Annotated in this window: 9 protein-coding genes and 1 pseudogene; all 10 read left to right on the forward strand. The window is 54.6% G+C overall.

Going from position 1 to position 13,156, the window contains the following annotated elements; all coding sequences use genetic code 11:
• On the forward strand, positions 1-449 hold a 449-nt coding region (locus PORUE0001_RS05290), incomplete at its 5' end, for a glycogen/starch synthase (protein ID WP_007365444.1).
• A 375-nt stretch (positions 450-824) separates the two neighbouring features.
• Positions 825-2,689, forward strand: a pseudogene (locus PORUE0001_RS05295) (2-oxoacid:acceptor oxidoreductase subunit alpha).
• Positions 2,690-2,703: 14 nt separating this feature from the next.
• A complete protein-coding gene (locus tag PORUE0001_RS05300) occupies positions 2,704-3,747 on the forward strand; it encodes a 2-oxoacid:ferredoxin oxidoreductase subunit beta (protein WP_007365442.1) in 1,044 nt (347 codons plus the stop codon).
• A gap of 528 nt (positions 3,748-4,275) precedes the next feature.
• Positions 4,276-7,092: a leucine--tRNA ligase gene (gene leuS, locus PORUE0001_RS05305; protein ID WP_007365443.1), complete on the forward strand. Its 2,817-nt coding sequence runs from the start codon at positions 4,276-4,278 to the stop codon at positions 7,090-7,092.
• Positions 7,093-7,177: 85 nt separating this feature from the next.
• Complete coding sequence (locus PORUE0001_RS05310; protein ID WP_007365437.1) at positions 7,178-8,155, forward strand: YitT family protein; 978 nt, start codon at positions 7,178-7,180, stop codon at positions 8,153-8,155.
• A gap of 18 nt (positions 8,156-8,173) precedes the next feature.
• Complete coding sequence (locus PORUE0001_RS05315) at positions 8,174-8,560, forward strand: DUF2752 domain-containing protein (RefSeq protein WP_007365441.1); 387 nt, start codon at positions 8,174-8,176, stop codon at positions 8,558-8,560.
• Between the two features lie 17 nt (positions 8,561-8,577).
• Complete coding sequence (locus tag PORUE0001_RS05320; RefSeq protein ID WP_007365446.1) at positions 8,578-9,645, forward strand: phosphatase PAP2 family protein; 1,068 nt, start codon at positions 8,578-8,580, stop codon at positions 9,643-9,645.
• Between the two features lie 163 nt (positions 9,646-9,808).
• Positions 9,809-11,806, forward strand: a complete 1,998-nt coding sequence (locus tag PORUE0001_RS05325) for a S9 family peptidase (RefSeq protein WP_007365440.1) — start codon at positions 9,809-9,811, stop codon at positions 11,804-11,806.
• A 6-nt stretch (positions 11,807-11,812) separates the two neighbouring features.
• Positions 11,813-12,433, forward strand: a complete 621-nt coding sequence (locus PORUE0001_RS05330) for an HAD family hydrolase (RefSeq protein WP_007365439.1) — start codon at positions 11,813-11,815, stop codon at positions 12,431-12,433.
• 312 nt (positions 12,434-12,745) lie between these two features.
• Complete coding sequence (locus PORUE0001_RS05335) at positions 12,746-13,111, forward strand: transposase (protein ID WP_007364921.1); 366 nt, start codon at positions 12,746-12,748, stop codon at positions 13,109-13,111.
• Positions 13,112-13,156 lie beyond the last annotated feature (45 nt).

Genomic DNA, 13,156 nt, shown 5'->3' on the forward strand with positions numbered 1-13,156 from the left:
TCTTCATCCGAGGCGTCCTGGAGGCGATCAAAAGCTTGCACTGGATCCCCGATGTGATCCATTGTCTGGGGTGGTTCTCCGCACTGGCACCCGTCTACCTGAAGACGGCTTACAAGAATGACCCTTACTTCGAGCGTGCTAAGGTGCTCTTCTCGGTCGATGGTAACGAGGAGGAGGGCGAGATTGGCGAAGACTTGATCAAGAAGCTTGAGTTTGACAAGATTACGGGCGACCTGCTCGACCCGCTACAAGGAGAGGTGACGCCAGACGCGCTACGTCGTATGGCGATCCACTACTCAGATGGTGTGATCCTGGGGCAGGAGTCGGTCTCTCCCGAGCTCATCGAGTACCTTCGCTCGGAGCCTGACCACAAAGTGCTAGAGTACCCTGGGCCAGCAGTAGATCATGCTGAGGCTTATGTAGACTTCTACCGAAGCTTTACGGAGTAAGAGCTCCCCTTTTCCGACATATACAGCGAAGCCCCTAGCGATCAAGATTGGTCCCTAGGGGCTTCGCTGTATTAGAAGGTTTCGTCAGATAGGGACAGATGTTCGCATTTTCATACCCAAAAATGGCTAGTATCAGGGAAATAAGTCGTACCTTTGTGCTGTCTATGTGGTTCCGTCTATCAGATCATGGTGGTGGAGTGGTGAGAGGTCGCTGGTGTCCCCTATTTCTAGCACTTGCTTACAAGTCTCTCCTGCTGTAGAAGATGGTGCTGAGCGCATAGCAAACAGAACGTATGTAGGGGTCTATTGCTAGGAAGGTCTCGCTCAATCACCCTCTCAAGGAGTTGAGCCCTACGCCTTTTATTCATCCTAATTATGACAGACAAACCGAACAAAAGAATTATCGAAGAGGTAGTGGTCCGCTTCTCAGGCGACTCAGGTGACGGTATGCAGCTCACGGGTTCCATCTTCTCTGACATGTCAGCGATGTATGGTAACTCGGTCTCAACATTCCCCGACTATCCTGCCGAGATCCGCGCTCCTCAAGGCACACAGGGAGGTGTGTCAGGCTTTCAGGTGCGCATCGGACATAATCAAGTCCACACCCCTGGGGACTATGCCGATGTCTTGTGGCGATGAATGCTGCAGCACTCAAGGTCAACGTGAAGAATCTACGTCGCGACTCAATCATCATCATCGATAGCGACTCTTGTGGAGAGAAGGATCTCAAGAAGGCTCTCTACGAGACGGACGATCCCATCAAGGAGCTGGGGCTCAACCCCGACAGAGTCCTCGCATGTCCCATCAGCACGATGGTTCAGGAGGTACTCAAGGATGTGGATATGGACGCTAGAGGCAGACTGAGGTGCAAGAACATGTTTGCCCTAGGTGTCGTCTCGTGGCTCTTTGACCGACCCCTCGAGCAGGCTGAGCACTTCATCAGCAAGAAGTTTGCTAAGAAGGAGATCATTCGTCAGGCCAACATAGCAGCTCTCCACGGAGGTTACTCTTATGCGGCTAACACACACGCATCTGTAGGCACTCCCTTCGTTATTGAGGGCGCTCCACAGGACTCAGGTATCTATCTTGACGTAACTGGCAACAAGGCTACCGCTTTCGGACTCATCGCTGGTGCTGAGCGTGCTGGACTCAAGCTCTTCCTCGGGTCTTATCCTATTACTCCCGCCACAGATATCCTACACTTCCTCGCTAAGTACAAGTCTCTTGACGTAATCACCGTACAGGCTGAGGACGAGATCGCTGGTATCTGTACTGCCATCGGAGCTTCCTACGCAGGTCGCCTAGGTGTCACCTCTACATCAGGCCCTGGTGTCGCTCTCAAGAGTGAGGCGATCAACCTCGCCGTCATCGCTGAGCTACCGCTCGTTGTCGTAGACGTACAGCGTGGAGGTCCCTCGACAGGTATGCCTACAAAGTCGGAGCAGACCGACCTCCTGCAGGCTATGTTCGGACGCAATGGTGAGTCACCCCTAGTGGTCATAGCACCCACCTCTCCCTCTAAGTGCTTTGATGCAGCTTACGAGGCTGTCAAGCTGGCCGTCGAGCATATGACGCCAGTGATCCTTCTGTCGGATGCTTATCTAGGCAACGGCTCTGTCGCATGGCGCTTGCCCGATTACGAGCAATATCCCGCTATCAAGCCTCATTACGTAGATCAGTACAAGGGTGAGGAGCCTTGGATGCCTTATATGCGTGATCCCGAGACACTCGTACGCTACTGGTCTGTACCTGGTCCTGGCGCTCTGCCATACCGTACAGGTGGTCTGGAGAAGGACAATAAGACTGGTGCTATCAGCACGGATGGTGCTAACCACGACCTGATGGTACACAAGAGATACGATAAGATACAGCATATCGCTGAGGTTATACCACCACTCACCGTAGAGGGCGATGTGGAGGATGCAGACCTTCTGATCGTTGGCTGGGGTAGTACCTATGGACACCTGAGTGATGCCTGCCAGCTCCTTCGCAAGAAGGGTCACAAGGTAGCACACACGCAGTTTACCATCATCAATCCTATGCCTAAGAATACGGAGGAGATCATGCGTCGCTACCCACGTGTCGTCGTCGCTGAGCAAAACCTCGGTCAGATGGCTATGCTCCTACGCACTAAGGTGGAGGGTGTCAAGTTCCATCAATACAACGAAGTACAGGGTCAGCCACTCAAGGTGGAGAGACTGGTCGCTGCTTTTGAAGAGATACTCAATGAGCAACTGTAAAAACCACAACTGCTATGACTGAAACAACAAGTAATCTAGAGAAGGGCGCACTACGCTATGCCCCCAAGGATTTCAAAAACGCATCACCCGTCAAGTGGTGCCCAGGATGTGGTGACCACGGTGTCCTAGCAGCCATTCACAAGGCAATGGCAGAGCTAGGGATATCTCCCGAAGAGACCATTGTCGTCTCTGGTATCGGTTGCTCCTCACGACTACCTTATTATATGAATACGTTCGGCTTCCACACCGTCCATGGTCGTGGTGCTGCCGTAGCCTCTGGTGTCAAGGTAGCTCGTCCCGACCTCACCGTATGGCTAATGTCTGGCGATGGAGATAGCCTTGCTATCGGTGGTAATCACTTCATCCATGCTGTACGACGCAATGTGGATATCAATGAGGTACTCTTCAACAACCGCATCTACGGACTGACCAAGGGACAGTACTCACCTACGTCGCCTCGTGGTCTAGTCACCAAGAGCTCTCCTTACGGAACTGTCGAGGATCCCTTTGAGCCAGCCGAGCTGGTCATGGGTGCCCGTGGCAACTTCTTCGCTCGCTCACTCGATGTCGATCAGCCTACGCTCACTGCGTGTCTGCTAGCTGGTGCTAAGCACAAGGGCTTTGCAGTCACAGAGGTTCTGGTGAACTGTATGATCTTCAACAACGGTGCCCACGCCTCTATCAGCGATCGCGCCGTACGTGCTGACAAAACGATCGTACTGCGTCATGGCGAGAAGATGACCTTCGGCGAAAACAACGAGCGCGGTCTCGTCCTAGATGGCTTCAAGCTACGTGCCGTGACGATCGGTGAAGATGGCTACACGCTCGACGATGTGCTGACGCACGATGCGCACGAGCCTAACCCCTTCCTACATATGATGCTCGCCGCCATGAACGGTGCCGACGGTCTTCCCGTCGCTATGGGCATCATACGTGATGTCGAGGGTGTGACCTACGACTGGGCTGTCCATGATCAGATCGCTCAGCAGCAGGGCAAGAACAAGGTTCGCACACTCCGCGAGCTCCTCATGACGGAGGACACGTGGGAGATCAAGTAAGGCGCACCTCTTTAGCCTACTCATCACCTGCGTAAGGTGATAAAAATAGCGAGGGAGACTCATAGCTGGGTCTCCCTCACTGTTTTTTATGGCTGTTAGCTAGAGACACTAGAGGAGTCCCCTCTAACCTCTGATTTCTAACTTCTAGTTTCTGATGCCTCGGTGGAAAATCCGAAAGCTTCAGTGAGGAAACGAAAATTCTTCACGGAGCCGGGAAATAAAAGTTCGGAAGAATGAAATGAAACTTCGGAAGAAGCAAATCAAAGTTCGGAAGAATTTTTCGTTTCCTCGCTGGAGAATCCGAAATCCCTCCGAAGAGATTTTCGATTTCCTCGAGAGTGAGGTGTCGGGCTCATCGGACGAGTAACCCTGTGTAGGGACGCACGATCTGTGCGTCCGTTGTATCAAAGGTTACAGCACCATGGCTTTAACGAGGACGGACGCACAGATCGTGCGTCCCTACAACGGGTTACACGTCTCCCTCTAATCTCTAATTTCGTACCTTTGCGCTATAATAGAGAGAACTGTATGGATTACAATCACCACGACATAGAGCAATCGGCTCAGCGCATCTGGCATGACGCAGATATTTATCGCGTAGAGATAGACCGCGATAAGCCTTCGTACTACGTACTCGACATGTTTCCCTATCCCTCGGGGGCGGGACTACATGTGGGACACCCGCTAGGATACATTGCCTCTGACATTTACGCTCGCTATAAGCGACTACAGGGGTACAACGTCCTGCACCCTATGGGGTACGATGCTTTCGGTCTGCCAGCCGAGCAGTACGCTATCCAGACGAATCGTCACCCGGAGGAGACGACGCGGGTCAACATAGCGCGCTATCGTGAGCAGCTAGACAACATTGGCTTTGGTTTCGACTGGAGCCGCCAGGTGGTGACCTGCGATCCGGAGTACTACAAGTGGACGCAGTGGGCATTCATACAGCTTTTCCACCATTACTACGACACTGCCACAGAGCGTGCCGAGCCTATCGACAAATTGATTCAGTATCTAGAGGTTCACGGCACGGAGGGCTGTACCGCCTACGCCAGTACGCCACTAGAGCTAACGGCTGAGGCGTGGCGGGATGCGAGCGAGGCGGAGCGGTCGGAGTGGCTGATGCACTATCGCTTGGCATTCCTCGGTGAGAGTGTGGTCAACTGGTGCCCTGAGCTGGGCACCGTCCTCGCCAATGATGAGGTGAGCGATGGCGTGAGCGAGCGTGGGGGCTACCCCGTGGTGCAGCGCAAGATGAAGCAGTGGAGCCTCCGCGTCTCTGCCTATGCGGAGCGTCTGCTAGCGGGTCTCGATAGGCTTGACTGGAGCGATGCACTCAAGGAGATGCAGCGCAACTGGATCGGTAAGTCGGTCGGTGCATCGGTTACTTTCAAGGCTAGTACCGCTCATGGCACGTTGCCTATCGAGGTCTTTACCACTCGTCCCGACACGCTCTACGGGGTCACCTTTATGGTGCTAGCTCCCGAGAGTAGTCTAGTGGCTGACCTGACTACGGAGGAGCAGCGTGACGCTGTCGAGACCTACCTAGATCGCACGAAGCGCCGCACAGAGCGGGAGCGTCAGGCGGATCACTCGGTGACGGGTGTCTTCACGGGCTCCTATGCACAGCACCCGCTGACGGAGGCGTTGATCCCGATCTGGATTAGCGACTATGTATTGGCGGGCTATGGTACGGGCGCTATCATGGCGGTGCCAGCGCACGACTCGAGAGACTTTGCTTTCGCACGGCACTTTGACTTGCTGATACGTCAGGTTGTTTTACCAAAGGGTGGCGAAGAGTCCGACCCGTCCACCTGGAGCGAAAGCATCGACAGCAAAGAGGGCGAGCTGATCAATTCGCCACTTCTCAATGGCAAGCCAGTCTCTGATGCGATTGACTGGATGTGTCACTATCTGGACGAGCAGGGGCTCGGTCAGAAGCGGATCAACTACCGCCTGCGTGACGCTATCTTTAGCCGTCAGCGCTACTGGGGCGAGCCGATACCTATATATTATAAGGAGGGTGTGCCGCACACGCTACCGCTCGATAAGCTCCCGCTGACCCTGCCTGAGGTGGATAAGTATCTCCCCACGGAGAGTGGCGAGCCTCCGCTAGGGCGTGCCAAGCACTGGTGTACTGAGGAGGGCTATCCCTACGAACTCTGCACGATGCCAGGCTTTGCGGGGAGTAGCGCTTACTACCTACGCTATATGGATCCGCACAATCACGATGCTTTGGTCTCCCCCGATGCCAATAACTACTGGCGACAGGTGGATCTCTACATCGGCGGTACGGAGCACGCTACGGGGCACCTGATCTATAGTCGCTTCTGGAATAAGTTCCTCTACGACCTTGGGATCGTGTGCGAGGATGAGCCATTCAAGCGACTGGTCAACCAAGGGATGATCCAGGGGCGCTCCAACTACGTTTACCGCATCAAGGGGACGAACCAGTTTGTCACCTACTCGCAGCGTGAGCAGTACGATGTGACGCAGATGCACGTGGACATACATTTGGTCCACAACGATGTCCTTGATCAGGAGGCATTCCGTCAGTGGCGTGACGACCTGCACGACGCGACCTTCATCACCGAGGCGGACGGCAGCTATCTCTGTGGCTATGGGGTGGAGAAGATGAGCAAGTCCATGTTCAACGTGGTCAACCCTGACGAGATCATCGAGCAGTATGGCGCTGATACGCTGAGGATGTATGAGATGTTTCTCGGACCTCTGGAGCAGAGCAAGCCGTGGGACACGAATGGCATCGACGGCGTCTACCGCTTCCTCAAGCGTGTCTGGTCACTCTACCACGACAGTGAGGGGCAGCTGACTGTCTCGGCCGATGCTGAGGCTAGCCGTGAGGAGCTACGCACGATCCATAAGCTGATTCAGAAGATTACCCAGGACATCGAGCGTCTCTCCTTCAATACCTCTGTCTCGGCCTTTATGATTGCTGTGGGCGAGCTACAGAAGGCTGGAACCACTTCGCTGGAGGTGCTTCGCCCCTTGGCGATTCTGCTTTCGCCTTTTGCGCCACATATCGCAGAGATGTTGTGGCAGGAGATGCGCACCGCATGCTGTAGCGACACGCTCTCGGCTGAGAGCATCGTGATGGCTGCGTGGCCTCAGTGTGACGAGTCGCTCATTGCTGAGGATTCGGTGCGCTATCCCGTGAGCTTCAACGGTAAGGTACGCTTTAACCTAGAGCTCCCCGCTGGTCTTTCTAAGGAGCAGATCGAGGAGCAGGTGCTGGCGCATCCCGACACGGTTAAGTGGATCGACGGCAAGCCCCTCAAGAAGGTAATTGTCGTGCCAGGTCGTATAGTCAACATTGTATTGTAATGATCAAGTCTCCAGGCTCTGCCGTGCTGACGCTGGGCTGTGTGAAGACTATTCCATCTATCTCTAGAAAAACAAATCATATAGTATGTCTCAAGCTTTAGGAGCTCCTACTAGTAAGCGAGCGCAAGTGTGGTACTTCGTTCACGACTTCCTTTTCATCGTCCTAGGGGTCTGTCTCTATGTAATCGGCTGGGCGGGCTTCGTCCTCTCGCAGGAGATCGCTACGGGCGGACTGGCGGGTGTTACGACCATCATACAGATAGCGACGAACATCCCCGCTTTCATCCCTTACAACATCATCAACGTCGGACTGCTGATCGTCTCGATCATCTTCCTCGGGTGGCGCTACTCTATCAAGACACTCATCGGAGTCATCCTTATGGGTATCGCTATCCCTATCGGTCAGGCTCTCTTTGGAGATCCAAATACGGAGGTCTACCACAACCTCAACCACTGGCTCACGGACAATATCCCCAATGTGGGTCCTCTGCTCAGGGAAGAGCGCTTTATGGCGGTCATCATCGGTGGTATCCTATGTGGTAGCGGACTCTTTCTGGTCTTTCACGTAAATGGCAGTACGGGCGGTACGGATGTGATCGTCTCGCTCTTTAACAAGTACACGACGCTCTCACTGGGACGTGCCATGATCCTGATCGATGCGACGATCGTGACGGCCTCTTACTTTGTCAATGTCTACATATCGGGCAAAGATCCACAACTCGGCGCTGAGCTACTCACCTTCTCCATCGTGGAGGTGGTCTTCTGCTCGATGACGCTCGACTACTGGACTAATAGCAATAAGCACTCGACACAGCTCTTTATCTTTAGCAAGAAGTACAAGGAGATCAACGAAGCAATCACGCAGCGCCTGCACCGAGGCTGCACACTCATCCATGCCGATGGCGGCTACTCGCAAGAGGAGATGCGTATCCTCATGGTAGTCACCCGCAAGGCGCAGCTACAGAGCATCAATCGGATTATTAAAGAGATTGACCCAGACGCCTTCGTATCGGAGGGCACCGTGCACGGAGTCTACGGACGAGGCTTTGACAATCTGAAGTAAGGTCAACGTCAAGGCGACATGCTCGCTACGAGCCGACACAACAAAGCACTACTCGCTCTACTCGCTTGCTTGCTAGTAGGGGGACTAGTGCTTTACTTGTATCGTCCCGAAGCTCTGCCGATACCTCGCTGTCCCTTCCTACAGCTCACGGGATGGCAATGCCCTGGCTGTGGTTCGCTACGAGGTATCCACGCCTTGCTCCATGGCGACCTAGGTCGAGTCCTACAGCTCAACGTGATGCTCCTCCCAGCCCTCGTCTACTTCACCCTCCTCGTGATACTGGAGCTACTGCGTCCCTATCGTCCACAAGCGGAGCGCCTCTATCGAAGACTCGCTGGGCGCACCGCCTGCTGGATCATCTTCGCCATCATCGTCGTCTGGGGCATCGTACGCAACCTCCTCTGAGACAGCTCTAGCACCTTATGAGACTCCTTGCACTCCTGACGCTAGGGCTACTCCTCTCCTGTAGTGGAGCGCTCGCACAGAGCAGTTCGTCAGACACGCTTGCCCCATCGCCCGATCCTCTCGTCGCACTACTCCCAGGAGCGCTCTATGCTGCCTATCCGCTTCATCACAGCGATGTGGCTATTCGTACGACTCGGCACAACCTCCTGGGCTCTCAGTGGCGCAATCACTACGACGATCACATGCAGTTTGCCTCCTATGGCCTACAGCTCGCGATGCGCTGTGGCGGTGCCACGGGTCGCTCTCGCTCGTGGGGCGAGATGCTGACCGCTGATGGCATAGGCGCACTAGGGACGGCAGCTATCGTCCTTTCGGTCAAAAGTGGCGTGCAGCGCATGCGTCCTGACGGATCGACACGCAATAGCTTTCCCTCGGGGCATACAGCGACAGCCTTCCTCGGTGCCGAGCTCTTTAACCTAGAGTATGGCGCCGACTACCCTTTGCTGGCTCATATGCAGTATCTCTTCGCCACCTCAGTCGCTTTTGGGCGCATGGCCAACAATCGTCACTGGTACTCCGACGTCCTGTGGGGCGGGCTCATCGGAGTGACCATGGCCCGTGTCGGGTATCTCGCCAGTGATCTCATCTTTGGTCGCTACACACCTGCGGTAAGTTCGCAGAGTCCAGACCAATACTTCTACGTCTCGCTCCTCTATAGTCGCAACTTATTCGGTGGAGCTGGCTGTCTCGGCACACAACTCGGCTGGCAGACACCCTCTCTCAACTATGCTGCAGAGCTTTCTCTACGACCCGACAAGGAGCGCCCCACGCTCCACGGTGACCTCATCGTGGGAGCACCGCTCTACCAGTGGCGATACTTAAGCCTGCGACAGAGCTACGGCATAGGCATAGGCTATGACAAAGCAACTAGCGAGCGCACCTATGCACATCTGCAGGCTGGTCTAGAGGCTCTCCCCAGACTGCGCTACCTAGATAAGCTGGGCCTATTCCTCCGGCTCCACTGCGAGCCTTATCGTCAGAGCTATCTGACGCTAGGTCTGTCGCTCCGTCATCCCTGCTGGTAAAGCCTCTACTGTCTAGCCTCTTTTTCGTACCTTTGGAGGGCATTCAGTAATCTAAGGTCGCCCCGAGACGACCTTTCCTTCACTCATCTCATACTATCCTATGACTAGAAGAAACTTGTTTCGTAGCCTCGTGGCTCTCATTTTCTCTACATTAGCTCTGCCTATGACTGCACAGCAAGGGACCAAGCAGATGACCCCAGAGATGCTCCTCACGATGCCTCGTGTAGGAAGCTACGCTCTAGCGCCTAATGGTAAGCAGGTGGTCTACAACGTATCCCAACCCTCTATCAAGGACAACAACAGCCGCACCTCTATCTACCTCATCAATAGCGACGGCACAGGACGTACCGAGCTGACAGCACCCTCTGCGGGTAGCGAGTACACGCCACGCTGGAGCCGGGACGGTAAGCAGATATACTTCATGCGTGGCACCGACCAGGGCATGCAGCTCTTCGCACGCACCCTCAGCGATGGGGCCGAGCGTCAGCTCACAGCCATTGACGGAGGCATCGTCGACTACCGCTTCTCGCCCGATGAGAAGACGCTCCTCTACGTGCAGGACATCAAGGCTCGCCCCGTCGTCACGGACGTTTATCCTGATCTAGACAAAGCTGACGCACGCATCATCGAGGATCTGATGTACAAGCATTGGGACGAATGGGTCTCAACGATGCCACACCCCTTTATCGCAAAGGTTGCGGCTCAGCCCATCACCAAGGGGTTGGACCTTCTCGAAGGTGAGCCCTACGAGGCGCCTATGCGTCCGCACAACGGCATCGAGGATATAGCTTTTAGTCCCGATGGCAACCTCATCGCCTACGCTTGTCGCAAGAAGACGGGTCTAGAGTACAGCCTCTCGACCAATAGCGACATCTACCTATATAATGTATCGACTGGCGAGACGACCAACGTTAGCGAGGGCATCATGGGCTACGACACGAACCCCGTCTTCAGCCCCGACGGTCGCTCGCTCATCTGGGTCGGTATGGAGCGCGACGGCTACGAGTCTGACCTGCAGGTACTCTACCTCTACGACTTGGCTAAAAAGCAGTACCGTCCTCTCACGGCCGACTTTGAGTACAACATTGCCAACCCCACCTGGAGTGCCGACAGCAAGACCATCTACTTCACCACCTGTCGTGAGGCGTTGACCCACATTTACAGCTATCAGCTTGCTAATGGCAAGATCAAGCAGATCACCGACGGGCAGTACAACTACACTGGCTTTGACCTTAATGACAAAGGTGTCTGCGTAGCCTCTCGCCAAGCGATGACCTACCCCACAGAGCTCTTCATGGTCAACCTGAAGAACGGCAAGGCTACCGCACTAACTGCGGAGGACAAGCCAATCATGAGCCAGCTAGGCAACCTAACTTGCGAAAAGCGCTGGATGCCTACGACCGATGGCGGCAAGATGCTCACATGGGTCCTCTACCCACCGCACTTTGACAAGAACAAGCAGTACCCCTCCATCCTCTACTGTCAGGGTGGTCCGCAAAGCACCATTAGCCAGTTCTGGTCTTACCGCTGGAATCCACGACTCATGGCGGAGCAGGGCTATATCGTCATTCTCCCCAACCGTCACGGCGTGCCAGGCTTTGGTAAGGCGTGGAACGAGCAGATCAGTGGCGACTACAGCGGGCAAAACATCCGCGACTACCTCACCGCAGCGGACTTGATGCGTAAGGAGCCCTTCATCGATCCTCATCGTATGGGCGCTGTCGGCGCTAGCTACGGTGGTTACTCAGTCTACTACCTAGCAGGTGTACACGAGGGTCGCTTCGCAGCCTTCATCGCTCACGCTGGTATCTTCAACCTCGAGGCGCAGTACCTTGAGACTGAGGAGAAGTGGTTTGCCAACTGGGATATGGGCGGTGCTCCTTGGGATAAGGACAACGCTACGGCTCAGCGCACCTTTGCCAATTCCCCTCACAAGCTAGTCGACAAGTGGGATACGCCTATCCTGATCATTCACGGAGAGCATGACTACCGCATCCTCGCTTCGCAGGGTATGATGGCCTTTGACGCAGCCAAGATGCGTGGCATACCGACGAAGATGCTCCTCTTCCCCGAGGAGACGCACTGGGTCCTCAAGCCTCAGAATGCACTCCTATGGCAGCGCACCTTCTTCGACTGGCTCGATCGTTGGCTTAAGAAGTAAGAAGCCGTGATAGATACACTCGTATTTGACTTCGGAGGCGTCTTAGTGGATCTCCAGCCGGAGGTGTCGCTAAGACGCTTCCGTGAGCTAGGTGTCCAGGACATCGATGAGATGCTCAATCCGTACCGACAGCTCGGTGTCTTCCACGATCTAGAGATGGGGCTCGTGGGGCGTGAAGGGTTTGTCGCACGGCTCAATGAGCATGCGGGCACAGCCCTGACCGACGAAGAGATCAATGAGGCGATCATGCTCTTCCTCAAGGAAGTGCCTCAGTACAAGTTTGACTATCTAGAGCAGCTGCGCAAGCAGTACAAGATCTATATCCTGTCAAACACCAACCCCTACATCATGGCTTATGCCCACAGTCCGCACTTCCTCCCCGCCACGGGGCGGACGCTGAGCGACTATGTGGACAAGGTCTACGCCTCCTGTGATATGCACACGATGAAGCCCGATCGAGCTATCTATGAGCAGATGATAGCGGACAGCGGGATGGTGCCCGAGCGGACGCTCTTCATCGACGACAGCACGGCCAATCTGGAAGCTGCCTCAGCGCTTGGCCTGCAGACCCTCCTAGCGGTCAATGGCATGGACTGGCGCCCCGCCCTCGTGGCTCGTCTGCAGTAATACTACTTGAGACTGTTGACTTTTGCAACAGTCTCTACTTATAGGACACACTATAGAGTCAGGGGACTCAGTCGCTTCGGTGATTGAGTCCCCTTGCTTTATGCTATTCTAGTTACTTCAGGACTCATTGATAGGAGTCGCTAGGTGCCGAAAAGCTTGTCCCAAACTGATGGGAGCTCCTCGTCCCATCAAGTGACCCCTCCGTTGGGAAGTTCTCGTCCCTCCGTTGGGATTGAAGATTTCCTCCCTTGGAACTCGAAAGTTTGTCCTCTCCTGAAATAGTACACAGTCGGGAAGCCAACCCCAACAACAATGAAACAAGAAAAAAGTAACCGAGGACGAAAGGGATATCCCCTAGATTTCAAGTGGAGAGTCATCGATGACCTCCTAGCCACAGGCGAGAGCATCGCCACCACCAGCCAGCGCTACGGCATCACCACACGCACCATTCGAAATTGGTTGCGTACCTTTGGTGTAGAGTTACCCAACCAAAGCACTATGAGCAAGACAAACAAGAACAAAGACGTAGATCCAGAGTACGCAGAACTCAAGCGTGAAAACGCTCGCCTCAAAGCAGCCCTCTTCCAGGCTGAGAGCAAGGCCTTGGTCAACAAAACACTACTCGAAGTGGTCTTGAATCGCTACCACATTGATCTAAAAAAAAAGACCGATTTGTAGCCGTGAGACAGCTTGAACAGGCCAAAGTGAGAGATCAAAAGCTCT

This window comes from Porphyromonas uenonis 60-3 (assembly GCF_000174775.1).
Lineage (GTDB): Bacteria > Bacteroidota > Bacteroidia > Bacteroidales > Porphyromonadaceae > Porphyromonas > Porphyromonas uenonis_A.